General features: G+C 54.3%; 11 protein-coding genes. 7 read left to right on the forward strand and 4 right to left on the reverse strand.

Annotated elements, in window-relative coordinates; translation table 11 throughout:
- The 3 genes from IPJ96_11970 to IPJ96_11980 are packed head-to-tail and all read right to left on the reverse strand — an operon-like array spanning nucleotide 1 to nucleotide 2,361.
- Nucleotides 1-411: a hypothetical protein gene (locus tag IPJ96_11970; GenBank protein ID MBK7911046.1), complete on the reverse strand. Its 411-nt coding sequence runs from the start codon at nucleotides 409-411 to the stop codon at nucleotides 1-3.
- 10 nt (nucleotides 412-421) lie between these two features.
- Complete coding sequence (locus IPJ96_11975) at nucleotides 422-1,261, reverse strand: universal stress protein (GenBank protein MBK7911047.1); 840 nt, start codon at nucleotides 1,259-1,261, stop codon at nucleotides 422-424.
- Between the two features lie 11 nt (nucleotides 1,262-1,272).
- Entirely contained in the window at nucleotides 1,273-2,361 is a 1,089-nt protein-coding gene (locus IPJ96_11980; GenBank protein ID MBK7911048.1) for a hypothetical protein, read from the reverse strand.
- Between the two features lie 308 nt (nucleotides 2,362-2,669).
- Between IPJ96_11980 and IPJ96_11985 the strand changes: the two genes are divergently transcribed.
- From IPJ96_11985 to IPJ96_12005, 5 genes are all read left to right on the forward strand, one after another.
- Entirely contained in the window at nucleotides 2,670-3,056 is a 387-nt protein-coding gene (locus IPJ96_11985) for a hypothetical protein (protein MBK7911049.1), read from the forward strand.
- Nucleotides 3,057-3,167: 111 nt separating this feature from the next.
- Nucleotides 3,168-4,859, forward strand: a complete 1,692-nt coding sequence (locus tag IPJ96_11990) for a multicopper oxidase domain-containing protein (protein ID MBK7911050.1) — start codon at nucleotides 3,168-3,170, stop codon at nucleotides 4,857-4,859.
- Nucleotides 4,856-5,089: a hypothetical protein gene (locus IPJ96_11995; protein ID MBK7911051.1), complete on the forward strand. Its 234-nt coding sequence runs from the start codon at nucleotides 4,856-4,858 to the stop codon at nucleotides 5,087-5,089. The genes IPJ96_11990 and IPJ96_11995 overlap by 4 nt, the downstream gene beginning before the upstream one ends.
- A gap of 238 nt (nucleotides 5,090-5,327) precedes the next feature.
- Complete coding sequence (locus tag IPJ96_12000; protein MBK7911052.1) at nucleotides 5,328-6,089, forward strand: hypothetical protein; 762 nt, start codon at nucleotides 5,328-5,330, stop codon at nucleotides 6,087-6,089.
- Between the two features lie 8 nt (nucleotides 6,090-6,097).
- Nucleotides 6,098-7,144: a c-type cytochrome gene (locus tag IPJ96_12005; GenBank protein ID MBK7911053.1), complete on the forward strand. Its 1,047-nt coding sequence runs from the start codon at nucleotides 6,098-6,100 to the stop codon at nucleotides 7,142-7,144.
- Nucleotides 7,145-7,157: 13 nt separating this feature from the next.
- On the opposite strand, the gene IPJ96_12010 is transcribed toward IPJ96_12005, so the two are convergent.
- Nucleotides 7,158-9,350 (reverse strand): T9SS type A sorting domain-containing protein, encoded by a 2,193-nt coding sequence (locus IPJ96_12010; protein MBK7911054.1) that lies wholly within the window; start codon nucleotides 9,348-9,350, stop codon nucleotides 7,158-7,160.
- A 519-nt stretch (nucleotides 9,351-9,869) separates the two neighbouring features.
- Here IPJ96_12010 and IPJ96_12015 point away from each other — a divergent pair.
- A complete protein-coding gene (locus IPJ96_12015) occupies nucleotides 9,870-12,215 on the forward strand; it encodes a T9SS type A sorting domain-containing protein (protein MBK7911055.1) in 2,346 nt (781 codons plus the stop codon).
- A gap of 257 nt (nucleotides 12,216-12,472) precedes the next feature.
- Nucleotides 12,473-19,294: a T9SS type A sorting domain-containing protein gene (locus IPJ96_12020; GenBank protein MBK7911056.1), complete on the forward strand. Its 6,822-nt coding sequence runs from the start codon at nucleotides 12,473-12,475 to the stop codon at nucleotides 19,292-19,294.
- Nucleotides 19,295-19,297 lie beyond the last annotated feature (3 nt).

The raw sequence follows: 19,297 nt of genomic DNA on the forward strand, positions 1-19,297 counted from the left end.
CTAGACACCATCGTTCTCATCCTTTCCAAAAAACACCCGGTGAAAATGCAGCAGTTGCTCCTGTTCCGAAACGTTGGTACCCTTCCAGGAATCGAACAGCCCGTTGATCAATTTCCACGCGAACTCCAGACTCTCCTTCCCGATCCTCACACGGTCTTCCACCACCTGCTGGTTGAAATGCTCCACCACGCCGGCGGTTTGCATGCCGTTCCGCACCGCGTTACGGAAACTGATCTTGGTCAGCATGGCATTCTTGAGGTGGGAAACCTCAGTAAAATCCGGATGCGCCAACAGGGCTTCGTCGATCAATTGTTCGACGATCTCCTGCTCCCGCTCCTGCACCTGACCGTCGTTGATGGCCAGGACATACAATACACGACCGAGGTCTTCGAAGAACCTTGTGTGCACCATGGCGATGCGGTTAACGCTTGTCTCCTACCTTGAATGCCAGGAGCGGAATGTGTGTGTGATACGCCATCTCTTTCGTAATGCTCCTGGTGAACAATTTCTGCAGGAAGGAACGGCGGCGCATGGACGTGGCCACAAAGTCGGCACCCGAAGAGACCAGGAATTCGCTCAAGCCTTCGTAAACATCCTTATTCTCCAAGAGATTGAAGTCGATGTTCGCGAAATGGCTGTCTTCCTTCAATCGCTCCTTAAAGCGTTCAATTGCCTCATACTCGTATTCCTTTTCAAGTTCACCTGAACTCACATGCAGCAGGCTGACCCGGGCTTTCACTCCCTTCGCGATCTCGATCACGTCCAGTACATGCTGAAAATCGCCTTCGGAATAATTGGTAGCGAAAACGATCCGGGACGGGGCTTTGACCGGAGATTCCGCCGGTACCGCGATGAGCGGAACGTCCAACACTTCGAGCATACTGGCGGTAATCGTTCCAATGAGGGCTTCGCGGATTCCCGAGGCGCCCCGGGTGCCCATGATGACCATATCCGCTTTCATGGCTTCCACTGCAGCGCGTATGGCCTCTTCCGCGTATCCGGCCTCCAGCCGGGTTTCGAAGTTCACACCCGGAAACTCTGAACGCATCCGGGTAGCCAGCTTCTCCAACGACTCCTGGGAGGCCAATCTCAAGGCCTCATCGGTTGCAACCGGAAGTGGCAGATCGGTCGCGTAAACGGGTAAGAGATAGGAATGGAAGAGCACCACCTTGGCACCAAATGGTTTCGCGAAGATGACCGCGTACCGGATAGCATGTTCCGCGTTGGCGGAGAAATCGGTGGGAACCAGGATCGTTTTCATGGGAGGAGCTGTCAATAGCGGGTAATGAGCGCGATGTGTTGTTGCTGCTCCAGACGACCGTTGCCGACAAATACGACTTCGCCGTTGTTCTGAAGCACCATTTCGATGATGTCATCGACCGCGTCGGCGATCTTATGCCGGGCCGTTTCGACGGCATCATCCACCAAGATAGTATAATTATCCTCCCCGAAACGGGCCGCGATCCGATATTCTTTTTCAACCACCAAAACCCTGCCCCGTGCTTCCGCCGCGGCCCGCCATACTTCGGCGACTCCGGCAGCATAGTGACCGTTACCGATCGCGGCGCCCAGTTGTTCCAGTGCCTGCCGTTCTTCCTGCTCGCTCAATTGCTGAAGGATCGGCTCGACCCGTTTGCGGATTTCCGGCAAGGTGATGTGTTCGTAGTTACCATCAACGTAACCGATGATATGCTTCCCGTTCCGGGTATGATTCCGGATGTAGCCGTTGATCTTCTTATCACCCAGCACGATCACCGGAAACTCGGAACCCCGGTTCTCTTCTTCGATCACCTGGTCGATGAAGCGCAGGTAATTGTGGATGTTCTTCTCATCATACGCTTTGGTGTCGAGGTAGTCCCAACCCGGAAGTGAATGCTGGTTCATCACATCCCGGACACCTTTGGGCATTTTACCATACCGTACCGGAACAAACAGGTTGCCGAATCCGAACAGGGTGCTGACCTTATTCTGGCTGATGATCAATGCCAGGAAATGCTTGTTCAACTTGGCGGCATACAGGAGGTCGCGAATCTCGAAGGAATCGTCGACGATCACTTTTTCCGTCACTTCAAACGGCAGGTTGATCACGCGCTGAACCTCGCTCGAAACATAGATCGCCAGGCCCTGCGTCAGAGCCCCGAAATTGATACCATTGACCGCGCTGTGCAAGCGATCCATGATCATATTCGCTTTCTGCTTTCCATGGTGTTCCAGCAACTGCTGTTCCGCTTCCGTAAGCAGATGCTGCAAATGATCCCGATCCAGCTTGTATTGCGGATACTGGGGATGCGTGGGCACAATGATGGATACGGCCGGAAAGGCTTTCGTGCCGATGAGGGAGGAGTCCAGGGTGGAGTTCATGATCAGGGTATAATCGGGTTCGACTTCTGTGATTTCACCCTCAAAACTACCTTTCACCGTGAAGCTACCGAATGACCCGAATCAAGGAAAACCTTGATTAAAGTCAGTATTCTCCGGTCGGAACATGAATGTTAGAAATGGCAAAAAACACCTCCATCACCTTATCAGGCATGCTTCCGTAAGCTTTCACACCATCAACCCTGTTTGACAAAACATGAAAGATCCGTCCTGAAGTTCAAACTTGTTCCAAAATGAAGAGGCGAACGGTCAGGTGATGATGTTCTCCTTTTTTCTATCTTGCTCCCGTCATGAGAAAAGTCCTGGCGGTCTTTTTCGCAATTCTATTTCTCACGCTGAATTCGGGCGTGGTCTTCGGCGCGCATTGGTGCAAAGGAGAGTTTTCCCATTTGACCGTTGTCGGAGAACTTGCCAAGCATTGTAAATGCGGTAAGAAGTCCATGGATTCGAATTGTTGTAAAGATGAAATCTTCCAGCTAAAAGCGAACGAAGAATTATCCTCGGTCGCATCTCATCTGTTTGAATTATCGCCCGTCATCCTGTTCGTTGCATCCGCAGTACCATCCGCATTTTCGGAACAGGTATCTTCCGACGGGTTGACATTCAATCCTGATTTTTCCCCTCCGGAACCCTTCAAAGAACCGCGGCATATCCTGCTCAGCGTTTTCCTGATCTGATTTTTTCCCCTGGGTCTTCCGTTCCTGCGCGATCATAGACCCTGACCTGACTCGCGTCCGGCACATGGCCTGTGGCCGGACTTTAGTTCTTACGCTCAATTTCACCTACGAATGAAAACGCTCATGATCGGCGTATTCATCCTGTTCCATACTACAGGATTGATTGCGCAAACAACAGTACCGATTCCCGATACACTGTCCGGCAGTACCATCAGCTTGATGATAGCCGACAGTTCCTACCAATTCTTCCCTGGTCAACCGACCGCAACGATCGGTTATAACGGGGCCTTCCTGGGCCCTACCATTCTCCTCAATAAAGGACAACATGTCAACATGGAGGTTATGAACATGCTCATGGATACCACGACGACCCATTGGCACGGACTCCACGTTTCACCTGCGAATGACGGCAGCCCGCACACTCCCATTTTCGCCGGAACTACCTGGCAACCGGATTTCACAGTGCTGGACAAGGCAGGTACCTATTGGTACCATCCACACCTGCACGGAAAGACGATGGAGCAGGTGCTCCTCGGCGCGGCTGGCATGATCATCGTCCGCGATTCGGAAGAAGCCACGTTGAACCTGCCGCGTCGTTATGGCATCGATGACTTCCCGCTGGCATTGCAATGGAAGACATTCGACACGTTGACCAACCAACTTGTCATGAACGATGAACTCGACAACGCCGTGATGGTAAACGGAGCGATCAACGGACAGCTCGATGTACCGGCGCAGATGGTCAGACTCCGTATTCTGAATGGCAGTAGCCACCGTTTCTTCTATCTGGCCATGAACGACAACCGTAATTTCAACGTCATCGCCGGAGACGAAAGTCTTTTGAATGCTCCCGTGAGCATGAACAGGCTAATGGTCAGTCCGGGCGAACGTTACGAGATCGTCGTTGATTTCAGCGGCCAGGCTGGCAGTACATTTTTTCTCCGTCAACTCGGAACGAGTTTGCCTGCAGGCTATCCCGGCGGACCACCGGATGGCATGGGTATGATGCCCATGGGACCGCTTGACAATACGGATTTCGATATCATGCGATTCAACGTTCAACCAACGACCGCCGATCCTATTACAAGTCTGCCAGCCGCCCTCACCACGAATACGGTGACACCCACCACCGGTGCAGGAAGTCGCTCCTTTCTCATGCAAGGCGTTCCCATGATGAGCATGACCAATTTCACCATCAACGGCGCGCAATTCGATGAAGGTGTCATCAACTTCCAGGTCGAACAGGACAGTGTATTGATCTGGAACCTTACCAATCAAAGCATGATGCCCCATCCGTGGCACATACACGGGAACTACTTTTATATCAACTCGATCGACGGGTCAGCTCCGCCCGCTCACATGCAGGGCAGGAAAGACGTGGTGACGGTCGCTCCAATGGGTGGAACGGCTCAGATCATCATGAAGTTCGAAGATTTCAGTGATGCCATGATGCCGTATATGTATCATTGTCACATCCTGAGTCACGAGGACAATGGCATGATGGGACAGTTCCTGGTCACCGCCCGCACAACGGATATTTCGATGACCGGATCGGCAACGGGCGTAAGCTCTTTCCCTAACCCGTCGAATGACAGTTGGACCATCACGGGTTCTTCAAAAGACGCGGCCGTCCGCCTCAGCCTGCTGACCATTACCGGAGTTACTGTCCAGCAGACCTTGACATCCCCGGTCAACGGAAGGTTCATGCAACGCATGGATGCTTCGGCACTACCGGCTGGTGTTTACCTGTTAAAAATTGAAGAAAACAATACGATTACCACCATCAAACTACTCAAGCGATGAAACAATTGTCAAAAAGCCTCTACGCATTTCTGTTACTACCGGTTTTGATGGCCTGCAACCTGCCGTCCAGTCAGAAATCCAGTCACGAACAGCTGGTTGTCGCGACGGATTCAACCAAGGCACAATGGCACTGCCCGATGAATTGCCAGGGTGATACCTCCTACACCGCTGCAGGCTCCTGCCCGGTTTGCGGAATGGATCTGGTAGAAGTCGAACCAAAATCGAAATAAGAAAAGTACGGATGATCGGCTCCGATCTGAAAGGAGCCGATCATCCGTTTACTTCTCGGGACGGCCCGATTGGCCTTTCTCTGAGCTCACCCGGAAGCCGGCAGCCGCCCGGTTCCTGGTAAACCGTCCGTTGATATCAAGTCCGAATGGACAAACCAACCTCAAAAAGAGAATAAGGCTCTGACAACAACACACAACCACTTGTCTTCCCACTCTTAATCCCCTACCTTTACCTGTCATGAATATCCGGCTACTCCTTCTACCTGCCGTGTTCGTCTTGTTCCTGTCATCGTGCAAAAAAGACAAGGACGACACATCCGATCCGACCCCCACCACTACCAACAAGATCACCGTACAGGTCAGCAATGTGGTGGACGGTTCGCCTGTGGTTTTTGGTCAATTGATCTATACCAACGCTTTCGGCAGTTCGTATTCCATTGACTTGCTGAAATACTACCTGACCAATTTCCGTCTTGTAGCAACCGATTCTTCCGTACACAATTTTCGGAATTATGATCTGATCAACGCGGCGGACACGACTACCTGCAATTTCGCCTATTCGGATATTCCGGAACGGACGTATTGCAAAGTCCGCTTCTACCTGGGGGTCGATGCCGACAGCAACCATACCGGCGCGCAAAGCGGCGACCTCGATCCCGTTAACGGCATGATCTGGACCTGGAGCACCGGATACATTTTCTTCAAGCACGAAGGCCAGTTCCTGGACACTGTGGGGGCCACCCAAGACCTGCTCTATCATTTCGGTACCGATGCGGTACTGACTGAAATTGAAATTCCGATTACACCGTTCACGCTTGGTGAAACAGACCAGAAGACCATTCATCTTGAATTCGACCTGAACGGCCTGTATGGGTCCAACACAATCGTCGACTTCAACGGCAACAACATCCGGCAATCCTTAAGCGTGGACGACCGACCGTGGATGAGCGACCTGATGAACAACTTCCCCGGAGCTTTTCGCATCACCTCCATCGACTGATCCGGAACATGAAACGCGTACTGCTCTACCCGGTCTCCCTTCTCTTAGTCCTGTTTTCCTGTAAAAAGGATGAAGGTAATTTCGTCGCTGCCGGCGGTCCTACTCCCTATAGCCTGGTGATTCCGCAGGGATTGCCACAACTGTCGATTCCGGTCGATAATCCGCTCACCGTAGAAGGCGTCTCCTTGGGTAAGCGCCTGTTCTATGACCCGATCCTTTCCGGTGACAACACGATCTCCTGCGCTTCCTGCCACCGACAGCAGTACGCTTTTACCGACAGCACCCTGCAATTCAGCATTGGCATCGACCTGCTGCCGGGAACGCGGAATGCCATGCCGCTCTTCAACCTCGGTTATGCCCGGAACTTTTTCTGGGATGGCGGGGCAACGAATCTGGAATCACAGGTGATCGGACCGATCATGAATCCGGTCGAGATGCACGAAGACCTGGCCAATTGCATCGCCGAATTGCAGGCGCATCCGGAATATCCGTTGCTGTTTTACAAGGCTTTCAAAACAGATTCCATCACGACCGCCTTGCTGATGAAAGCGGTCGCGCAGTTCGAACGGACCATCCTGTCGGCCGGATCGAAGTATGACGCGGTGCAACGGGGCCAGGCATCCTTTACGGCAGCCGAGCAACGCGGACTGGATATCTTTACCGACTTCCAGAAAGGCGATTGCACCCATTGCCACACACTGGGAAGCACCTTTACCGACTTCGAATACCGCAATACCGGGCTTGATTCGATTGCGGTGGATTCCGGTCGGGCCCGCATCACCCTCCTGCCTGCCGATCTGGGAAGGTTCAAGACACCATCGTTACGGAACATCGAATTGACGGCTCCTTACATGCACGACGGCCGGTTCCAGACCTTGCAAGAGGTCATGGACCATTACAATACCGGATTTCATTACGCCGCCAACCTCGATCCTAACCTGCGCAGCGCGACAAAGGGTCGCATGAGCCAACAGGACATGGATGATGTGATCGCCTTCCTGAAGTCGCTCACCGATCACTCCCTGCTGACGAATCCCGCGTTCCAGCCGGATTGATACGGGAATAAACTTACTTGATGATGAACGGGAATCGGTGTTCCCCGCTAGCTGATTTCACCGACAACAGGTAAGCTCCTTCCACAACCTCCGGCAAGGTCACGCGTAAGCCATTTCCGGTTTCACTCCAGTTGCACGAACCAAGTTGTCTGCCGGTATAATCCAGTAGTGTGATCGACTGCGCAGCCCAAACTCCACTGACGCTCACCATACCAGTCGTCGGGTTGGGATAGACGAAAGCGGATTTGGATGCTGCATCAGGGACGCCCGTAGTAACTCCAGGATTATCCAACGGATTTACCAGATTGCCGGCCGGATAAAAAACGAGGATCGCAGCCTCCCCTGCAGGTGTTGACTGCCCCCAGGAAGGAACCTGTGTAACCGGTATGTCATTTCCTAGTGGAACTCCAGACCCATCGGCCTGTTGTCGTCCGACACCTACGACTCCTCCTTCCGTTTTGAAAATCCCGAAAAGCTCGGTGTTACCTCCGCCTTGCTGTGTCAGCGTGTCCCATTGGCCGACAATGAGTGAACTGTACAGGGGAGCTGACAGGTCATTCTTGTATACACGAATAAAGCTGTTCCAGCAACTCAACCCGCCATTACCAGGCTTGACCATTTTCTGGTAGGCATTGGCCGTTGTGATCGTACGGCGTCCAAGCCCGGTTACACAAACCCAACCCGCGGCAGTCACTTTAAGATTATTCTTCGCAAGGCGTGTTGTGTTCACATCCGGCCATCCGGAATTCGGATTGGGCCATCCGTCGAGATTGGGGTCGGCCAACGGGGTGCCCAAAGCACCGGTACCTTCCGCATATTCGGCCACATAGGTCGAATGCAGGAGGACTCCGTCGCTCAGCCGCAACTTACCCAACCAACTGATGTGAATGTTGCCGTTGGTGCCGGTGAAATTATTCTGGAAACCCTGCGCTGAAGGATTAGCCGCAATCACATTGCCTTCCCACAGGTTCTCGGTGTTATTGCCATGACAGCGCGCGTCCACGACCAGCGTGTTCACTCCCGATGCGGTAGAGTAATCGATCGCCAGGCCGTCGATGTATTGATCCGGAATAGACACCATTGTATCACCCGCCGGTGTGATCTCGTGATAAAGTCGGCTCCACCAGCGCAAGGCACCGGATGGGTCCATGGCGATAACCGCCGATTCGAAATCAGGACTGCCGGTCGGACCAACCGATTTCATGTTCATGCCGATGTACAAGTCACCGGATCGCCGATCCACAACAATGCTGGAGCCGCCATATACCGGGCAGCAGGATTCCAGGCTGTATCCTGTATAGCCGGGCGAATTCGTTACCGGGTTGTTTGGATCGCATGGGCCATCGTACAACACATCGAGTGGCCAACGACCCTTCTTCCATCCACCGTTACCATCCGGTTCCGTAAGGTCGTAGTCGTTCTGCGTCCAGGAACGCAGGTCGCAACGTCCCCATGCTTTGAGTACGATGCCACTGTAGGCCAGCGAGTCTCGTCCTCCCGGATAGGCGGATGCGGGAAAACCTTTCCACTCGCCACCGGCGACTTTCCAATGCGTTCTCCAATTCTCCACTACCTTCCGCTCTCCACTCGCATCCAGACAATAGATCGCCGCCCAATCGTATGCATGCGATTGCCCGAGGATGTAGTAGATTTCACCGTTGCCATTTACATCCCAGGGATGATAGTCCTTCGGATAACCTTCCGCCCACACCCTGCGAACCCAGCTGAGCGTGGTGGGGACTCCATTCACGAAATTGTTATCCAACTTGGCAATGAAATAGCCCCCGTCGTTGGGTTCCGTATCCAGTGTGTTTCCGCTGATGTACAAGTTGCCGGTCGGCTCCCCGGGCGCATTGGAGGTCTTGATAAAACGGATGTCTTCCACTGCACCTTGGGGGAAATGGAGGACATGCAGAATCTGCGAAAGGTCAGACGAGAGGTGGAGCAGGTATCCATACTTCGATGTACCCAGACCATTGTTGATTCCGGTAGCCGGTAGTACGGCGGTGGGAACTCCCACCGGTAACCAGTTCAGGTCTGTTGCATAGCCGCATACGAGAAACGTCTGATCGGATAGCTGAACGACATCGTAGAATGTTTCATTTCCGGAATTTCCCGCGTAGGTAACAATCGCTTGCTGAGCGGAAGCCGAACGCGTCAGTAAGAGGGATACCAGACAAAAGAAGCAGGTGCGAAGCATAAGCATGTGCTGGCAGGATTTACGATGGCGAAATGAGCTCACAATTTATTCTAAGAAGATCAAAATTCCATCTGGTAACAGCGATTCGTCCGCTGCTGCTTTCACTCTGATATATAAAGCGGGCCCAATCAAACAAATCACCCTTCCTGCTGGAGCGTTAAGTGTATGTGGTTTAACCAGCAAGAAACGACGCTTTCGGAAGTACATGCCAACTTCGTTTCACCTTAACCAAGATAGAAAACATCCTTTTATTTAGAACTGTAGAGTAGTCCGACATAATCGCACCGGTGCTGACATCATTACGCAGCGTCATCTTCAAGTTCCAGTTAAACTAGAAACTGCTCCTGTGCCGCATACTCTTCTATTCTTAGCCGGGAAAAAGCAGAGTTGGCCAACGAATAACCGGACAAATCAAAGAACCCTTTGCACTCTGATTCCAGACCGGAGAAAACATTGAAACGGTCATATGCAGGGTTTCCGGCATGACAATATTCCCGTAAATTAGGCCGAATCAATCCATCTTTCATGAAAGTACGTTTCCTCTGCCTGCTCCTGCTGAGCTCCCTACTCCTGACTTCCGGATCAAACGCCACCTGCCCCGGTGGCAACAGTGAAGTGATCGTCCAGATCATTCCGGATAATTATCCCAATGAAATCAGTTGGGAGATCTACGACATCTCCGGAACCTTACTCGGTTCGGGTGGTCCGGTTGGCGACACGCTTTGTGTACCGTCGAATACCTGCACCCAGTTCATCATGCACGACAGCTATGGCGACGGCATCTATGCACCGGGCGGTTACTGGTTGTATATCGACGGAGCGCTAGCCACTTCCGGCAACGCCTTCGGCAGCCAGGCCACATTCCAGTTCAACTGTCCGCCCGGAGCCTATTGCACCGGGCCGCTGCCGATCAATACCGGCACGTACACCACGCTGTTTGACGATTCCTGGTATTCCTTTACACCTGGTCAGACCGGCACCTACAATCTATCCACCTGTACGGGTAACACCTGCAACACCAAGATCTGGGTCTATGACAACTGCCCCGGCTTGCCCTATCCGGAAGATGCGCCGGGATCCTATGCTTTCAACGACGATTTCTGCGGCACACAGGCCAGCCTGAACGTGATGCTCGTTGCCGGAACACCCTATTACTTCCGAATCGGCGACAACAACGACGACTGCAATGGTCCGATCGATTTCTCCTTCAGTTATGTGGGTCCGGTTCAGGGTTGCACCGATCAGAGCGCGTGTAACTACAATCCGTTAGCCGTGATCGATGACGGCAGTTGTATCTACTTCCCCGATCCGGGCTGTGCAGGACCCGATCTTCGGTTCGATTCCGTTTCGTTCGTGAGCAGTCTGTCAATGGCCGCTCACAATGCCGCGACCTGCGATGTGGCGGAAGGCTGCGTGACAGGTTACGGTCAGCGCTATGTGCTCCGCTTTACCTCCAAGATCGACAACATCGGTCCTCAGGATTATTACATCGGCACGCCGCAGACCCAGCCGAACATGTTCAACCTGAACAACTGCCATGGTCATGCCCACTACGAAGGCTACGGTGATTATCGCCTGTTCGACCTGAACGGTAACATCGTGCCTGCCGGTCACAAGAACGGATTCTGTGTGATGGACCTCTGCGGCATGGGACAGTATAGCTGCGGAAACATGGGTATCTCCTCGGGATGCTATGACGTTTATGGCGCAGGCACCCAATGTCAGTGGCTCGACCTGACCGATGTTCCGGATGGCGACTACCGTGTGGCGATCATCATCAATGCACGTCACCTGCCCGATGCCCTGGGTCGTTACGAGCAGAATTTCCTGAACAACGCGTTGCAAGTCTGCATCAACATCACGCGTCCCGCACCGGGTGCCATGCCGAACTTCACGCTCCTGCCTTCCTGTGCGCCCTATGTCGACTGTGCGGGACTTCCAGGCGGTGCCAGTGAGCCGGATTGTAACGGGATCTGTAACGGACCGGGATATTTTGGCGATACGTACTCCGACCAAACCCTCAACGCCCAGGATGTCGAAACCTACCTCGACATGATCCAATCAAGTTTCCCATCGGCCACCTGCTATGACCTCAATGCCGACGGAGAACTATCGGTCATGGATGCCGCGCTGGTGAACTGGTGCCGTAACGGAAACCCCAACCATCCGGGCGGAAGCGTACACAATCACTGCCAGTTCCCGCGCAGCATCGTCAACCCGAATGATTCCATGGCGTTGACCATTACCGATATCGACTTCAGCGCGAATTATCTCGACGTGGCGATCCGCAACCCGCTGTATGGTCTGAAAGGTTATCAGTTCGAAATGAGTGGCATCAACATCAGCAGCGTGGTTAGTCTTGCCAACCCGGTCGAATTCCCGGTCGACGTACGCTTCCTGACGGGTTCGTCACAAGTCTTCGCCGTCTCCTTGCAGGATTCCATGCTCGATCGTTCCACCGGCTTCCAGCCGTTGGTCCGGATCTATTTCTCTTCGATCACCGATACTACGATCTGCATCAGTCGGGTAATCGATCTGGTGAATGAAATGGCGGAAGACGCGACCCCTGTTCTGGAGAATGCCTGCCGTTCCTCGATGACCACTTCGATCGCGCCGATCCTGTCACCGGCCGACATCGCCATCGTACCGAATCCTGCAAACGATCGTGCATTCATCCATTTGCCGGAAACCGGCAGCCCGCTCACCACGCTTGAGTTACTGGACATGGCGGGTCGCAGCTTCTCCGTACCCGTTAGTCCATTGCACGATCAATGGTACAGCGCCGACCTGAGCAAGTTGTCGCAAGGAGTCTACCTCCTGCGGATCATGACCCCATCTCAACAAGGTGTAGCGCGATTGGTCCGACAATAAGCCAAGCCCACCTGAACTTCCAACGCCGGTCTGCTGCAGACCGGCGTTTTTTTTTCGTCAAACCATGGTGATCGTTCACCAAGTTACAGCAACAGCTAATACTTAAGCATGATTTAAAAAGTTGAAATTCAGTCGAAAAATCGGGTGTAGTAATTTTTAAAAATTAACACAATGATATTCGTCCTAATTATTAGCAAACAACCTGATAGCCAGTTAATTTAACTAACTTTCCCGAACTTTTTTGACGGACATTTATCATGAAAACACACGCTACACTCCCAAAGTGCCGGAATCTCATTTTCTCCGGCATGCACCCCAAACGATTCTACCGGGCTTTCCTCCTCACCCTGATGGTGCTGGGCGGTTCGCTTGCGACTCAAGCTCAAACCCAGATCACCGACTATGTCTTGTTCGGTGGATTCGGAAACTGCCCCGGCGGTGCAGGTCTTTCCACTCCTCCCTCACCCGGCTGCGCGGTACAAATCAATTCCGGTTCCAACATTCAGGCTGGACGTATCGGATCCTATACGTTGGTGAAAACCACCGGAAACGTCTTGATCAATGGCGGCATTCATTCCGGTCGTACGATTTCGCTTGCGACCAACAACACGGTCACCGGTAACATCACTGCGGCGAACGCCGGCAACGCGTCGGGCAACATCATGTCTGCCGGTTCCAGCACCGTCATTACCGGCAATATCGACGTCAACGGAAACATTACGATCTCCGGTGGCAGCGTGAATGGAGTGGTTACCCGTCCTTCCGGTAAAACCTATTCGGGCCCCACGCCAACCGGCGGTGTGGTGACCGCAAGCCCCAACCTGCCTATCCTTCCTGCAGCGCCCACCATCGTCACTTTTCCGGCTGCCGGCACCACGACCATCAATTCCACCCGAACGATCACACCGGGAAGTTACGGCAGTGTCTGTCTGAGCGGGAACAAGACCTTGACACTTGCCGGACCGGGAGTCTATGTGTTCAGTTCCATCCGGAACAGCGGCTCCTTCAACACATTCAAATTCGACTTCCAGAATTCCGCTTCAGGCAACTTTCTGATCTACGTTCACGGCGACATTGACCTGAACAAGAACCTGGTCGATATCATCAACGGCGGATCGGCCTCCCGGATATTCACGGAGACGCATGGCACCGGCAGTACCTGTGGTTCAGGACCATTCTCATTCCTCCTTGCGAACGGAACTTCCGGTAGCCGCCGTAGCCAGTGGATGGGCACCGTTTACGCTCCCTACGCCGGCATCAACGTCGGTACCGGCTCCAACAATTACGCTTCGATTACCGGAGCCTTGTGGAGCGGAACACAGGTCAATATCTGTAGCAACGTGACCATCGCGTTCGCTCCTTTCATCCAGTGCAGCACACCGAATGTTTCGGCCGGTCTTGATCAGTCACTCACCTGTCTTCAACCATCCGCTTCGTTGAACGGCTCTTCTTCGACAGCAGGCGTGACCTATGCCTGGACATCGCTGAATGGAAATACGATTACGAATGCCGGCAGCGCCGTAGCTACGGTCAGTGCCGCCGGCACCTATGTCCTCACCGTTACTACTGCCAGCGGCGGTTGCACGGCACGCGACACCATGGTGGTAACAAACAATACATCCGCTCCGAATGCGAACGCGGGAGCGGACCAAACCATCACCTGCGGTTCCACCAACGCTTCCCTCACCGCCTCTTCGACTACCGGCGGCGTGAGCTATTCCTGGAGCGGGCCCTCTATCGTATCCGGTGGTAATAGCGCCAATGCCACGGTCGATGGACCCGGCACCTATACGGTGACAGTCACCAATACCACCACCGGGTGTACGGCTACCGACCAGGTTCAGGTCGGCCTGAACCAGACCGCTCCCGACGCGGAGGCCGGCAATACCAACGCCCTTACCTGCACCATTACGGAGCTCGAACTGAAAGGCAGTTCGGCTACCAGCGGAGCACAGTTCAGTTGGACCACGACTAACGGGAACATCGTCGCGGATGCCGGAACCGATTCTCCGCTCATCAATGGCATCGGCATGTACTACCTGACGGTTACCGATCCTGCCAACGGCTGTACGGCGATTGATTCCGTATCCATAGAAGAGGGACCCTGTATTCTGCCGTACTACGTTCCCTGTCCCGGCGGCAAGTACGTCGAAAAGATCGGATGTGAATTGAGCTCGCTTTACAACAACTACTCAGTAGGCTCCGATACCATCAGCGATATCTTCACTTTCGCGGAAGACTCCGTGTACATTGAGATCATTTCGATCGAAGGCTTCACCGCACAACTGAAGAGCCTGATCTATCAGGCGCCTGGTTATGGGCTTACGGATACGATCCCCAATGGCTTGAACCCCCTGATCATCACAGGGAAATTCCCGATTGCCAACCTGATCAACCTCACGGTGCCGCCTGCTTCGGATTGGATCAACTACGTCCGTCCGGTCTATCCCGCCCTGAACAACAGTGGTATCGCCCTGTCTCAAGGTGATAAGGCACAGACCTCCGATCTCGCCCGTGCCGGCTTCCAGTTGGACGGCAGCGGAGTCAAGGTTTGCGTTTTGTCCGACAGCTATAATACGCTGCCTGGCGACAATGCCAACATCGATGTCTCGAACGGCGACTTGCCCGGTTCCGGCAACCCGTCCGGTCGCAACACACCGGTGCAAGTGCTCAAGGATTATCCTTATGGCAGCCGTACCGATGAAGGCCGCGCCATGCTTCAGATCGTGCACGATGTCGCACCCGGATCACCGCTCGCGTTCCGCACGGGTGTGATCAGTGAAGGCGACCTCGCTTCTGGAATCATCGAATGCGCCCAGCAGGGTTGCGACGTAATCGTGGATGATGTGACCTTCCTTACCTCACCGTTCTATCAGGATGGCGTGATCGCGAAGGCTGTAGATTCCGTTGCGGCAATGGGTGTCACCTATTTCACCTCCGCCGGCAACTTCGGGAACAAATCCTACGAAGGCGCTTTCAGTCCGATGGTCGCCCCCTTGGGCATCGCAGGTCAGGCGCACGACTTCGGCGGCAACGACAACCTGCTCAGCGTCAGCCTGCCTCCAGGCAACTACACCATTGTGATGCAATGGCAGGATTCCATTTACTCGCTTGGCCAGACATCCACCGGTACGGTCAACGATTTCGACATCTACCTAACCAATCAGTACGGCACCCAATACTTCGGATTCAACCGTAACAACCTGGGTGGTGATCCGCTTGAAGTGCTGCCGTTCATCGTCCCGGGCACTTCCAATGTCCAGGCGAATATCTCGGTCATCCGTGCCGCCGGCAACCAGGCTGCCCGGTTTAAATTGATCGTCTACCGCGGCGAGATCATTTTCAACGAACACACCACCGGAAGTTCGACCATCACCGGACAGGGCAACGCGAACGGCGCGATCACCCTGGGTGCGTCCAACTACTTCAATACGCCTCCCTTCGGCGTGAGCCCTCCCTTGGTGCAGAATTTCTCCTCGCGCGGAGGTACGCTCGTTGACGGCGCCATCCGGAACAAGCCGGATCTTGTCGCACCGAACGGTGGTAACACGACCGTTAATCTCGGAGCCCCGAACGTTGACAACGACCCCTTCCCGAATTTCTTCGGAACCTCGGCTGCTGCTCCGCATGCGGCAGCGGTCGGCGCACTGCTCCGTCAGGGCAAACAGAAGTTTTACGGAACCGACCTGAGTCCGTCCGAAGTCAGGAACCTGTTGCAAACTACAGCGCTCGACATGGACGCGCCGGGCTTCGATTTTGCCAGCGGCGCCGGTTACATTCAAGCCTACGCGGCCTTGAAGACCTTCGCGGCTCCGACCCCGGATCTCGATTCCCTGGTCGTGCCCAGCGGCATCACCCCCGGCACCTCCACCTTCAACACCAGCGTGTATGGCCAGTTCTTTACGACACAGTCGGTGGTCATGTTCAACGGCAGCGTGCTACCGACCAGTTTCGTGAATGGAAACGTGCTCTCGGCTACCGTACCTCCCTTCTTCGGTAACTACCCGCTCAGTGTTTATACTCCTCCCATCGTACCGAACATCAACGACGGCGGCTACTCCGACACCTTGTATTTCTTTTCGCCTGTCAAGAAGCAGGTCGTCATCACTGCCGATGACAAGACGAAAAAATACGGTGAGCAGTTGCCGGAGTTCACGGCTACCATCACGGTCGACGGAGTTCCACTGGCGTCTTCCGGATTCACGCTGACCGATCTCGGACTCGACCAGCTTACGTTCACGAGTTCCGCGACCAGTGCCAGTAATACCGGCCTCTTCTTCATCCAACCATCCAACGTCTTCACGGATCCGGGATACCAGACCCTGTTCAATTACTCATTCGTGAATGGGCTCCTTACCATTGATCCGATGCCGATCGTGATCACGCCTCGGGATACAACACTTACCTACGGCGACAAGATCGAAGGATTCCAATTCAACTACGACTACGACGACACCAACATCGATCCTTCCCTGCGCGCCAATTTCCTGGGCGACATCAAGCAGACGCACAATTCCCAGCTCTCCAACGTGCTGGCGCTTGTGGACGGCCGGGTGGTGACGAATGGCCGGGTAGTCACGAATATCGACCTGCAGAACCTGGCCATGGTAGCCAGCGGACGGGCGGTAACGAACGGGCGGGTCGTGACGAACGGACGGGTGGTAACGAACGGCATCGAGTACGACACGACGATTGTCGTGGATGTCGCGCCCGCTTCGATTTTCTCTTATGTCGATTCGATGGCCACCTATACCGGCGACACCTTGTATGCCACTTTGTACAGCCCTCGCGCCGGCGTCAACGGTCGTGTCGTGACCAATGGTCGCGTAGTAACCAATGGTCGCGTAGTGACCAACGGACGCGTGGTGACCAATGGTCGGGTTGTTACCAACGGCTACCCGGTGCTCAACAGTTCCAACGTGAACCTGGGCAGCAATGATAACATGGCGATCATCATCGACTCCACGGACATTTACGCGGCGCCTCCCGGCGATTCGCTCTATGACCTGAAGTCCGTCAACATGGTAACCGGCACCACGGTCGGTACCTGGAGCATCGTTCCCGGAGCCTTCGTGAGCAGCAACTTCTCGATTTCTTACGGCTTGGGCGAACTGACGATCGAGCCGGCTACGCTGACGGTGAAAGCGGATGACAAATCAGCTACCTATGGCGAATCGCCCGCCTTCACCTATACGGTTTCGGGTTATCAGTATCAGGATGCCGACAGCCCCGTATTCGCAGGACCTCCCGTATTCGAAGTAGTCGACGCCCAGAATGCTGTGGTCAATCCGCCCGGTGCGGGGTCGTTCGGTGTACGGATCCAATCCATGCCGTTGTTGCAGCCATCGAATTATATAACGCAATTCGAGCAAGGCGATCTGGATGTCGCTAAGGCGGACCTCCACATCACGGCTGACGATAAATCACGAACCTACGGTGCAGCCAACCCTGCCCTGACGCTCAGCTACGCGGGCTTCGTATATAACGATGGTCCCGCGGCCCTCACCGCACCTACGGCTTCTACCTCCGCCGAGGCGACGAGTCCGGCCGGCAATTATCCGATCACCCTTTCCGGCGGCCAGGCAGACAACTATAACCTCTTGTTGCACGACGGCAACTTGCGGATCGACAAAGCGAATCTGGAAGCCAGAGCCGACAACAAGACCATGGTAGGCGGAACGTCTGTCCCGTCGTTAACGATCACCTATACCGGATTCGTGAACAACGAAGGCCCATCCGCCATTTCACAACCGACGATCGCAACAACGGCTACCAGCAGTTCTAGCCCGGGCAATTACCCCATTACGCTTACGGGTGGAGCTTCTGACAACTATAACATCAGCCTCGTGAACGGAACCTTGACGGTCCTCACGCCGATCACCTGTAACATCAGCATGCCGTCAACCCTACCCCTTTGCGGCATCGGCGGAAATAGCATCAATGCTACCGCAAGCGGTGGTAACAGCTATTCCTGGAATGTCAGTTCTTCGAATAATTCCTGGAGCATGACCGGCGGACAAAACAGCCTTTGCGCTACCTACCAGGCCGGCAGCAGCGGAGTTTCCGGAACCTTCATACTTACGGTAACCAATACCACGTATAACGTCAGCAATTCTTGTTCACTTACCGTGAGTTCACGTTGCGATGAATACTGTACGTATGTTCAATCCTTCTGGGGCAGCACCACCGCCACTTCCTGTACAGGCGCTTCGAGCCTGACGCTGATCAATTCCGCGCTCACCACCCCACTCGTGAACGGAAGCGGTTCCCGACTGGTGACGATAGGCACGTCGGAAGGCAGTTGTCTCCGCTCCAAGATGCCCGGTGGAACGACGTACGCTTCGTTGCCGAGCGGCTGCGTATCCTGCTCCGGCGCAACCGGAACATCCTACCTGAGCAGCAGCAAATTCAAAAACGGTTTGTTGTCGAATACGATTGCTTTGGGTCTCAGCATTCGCCTTCAGCCGGCCTTGGGCAGTGTTCGGATCACCGCCCGCTACCTGACGACCTATAACGCGACCTCCTGCAGCGGCGGCACTGCCGTTCCCGGCACCAAGCAGGTTTATTCGCTGCCGTCCTCTGTCGTTTCAGCACTGGGAAGCGCCAATACCGTGAATGATCTGCTTGTACTGGCCAACCGCGTATTGGGTGGCGCTTGCACGACACCATCCGCTACGGATGTCAACACCGCTGTATCGGCTGTATTGACCGGCTTCAACAGTTGCAAAGTACTCGCCGGCTTCTCGAGTTCTTCGGGCGGCAGTCGGGAAACCGAAGTCGAACCGGTTCCGGACGAAGTTCCGGCTTACGAACTCGAGCCGGTCATGGTCTACCCTAACCCGACCGATGGTAATGCAACCGCTGTATTCCTGGGCGGACTGGGACAACTGACAACGCTGGAAGTCTATGACCTCAGCGGTTCCCGTATGGCAACGCTCTGGAACGGACAAACCGAAACCGGCCTACCCTATCTGGTGGAGATTCCCTCTGCACAATGGGCCGCCGGAATCTACTTTGTCCGCCTGACCAATGGTTCGGAGTCGGTTGTGACCAAACTGATCCTGACAGAGCAGCGCTAAACA

The organism is Bacteroidota bacterium (assembly GCA_016713765.1).
Classification (GTDB): domain Bacteria; phylum Bacteroidota; class Bacteroidia; order AKYH767-A; family 2013-40CM-41-45; genus Pollutiaquabacter; species Pollutiaquabacter aromativorans.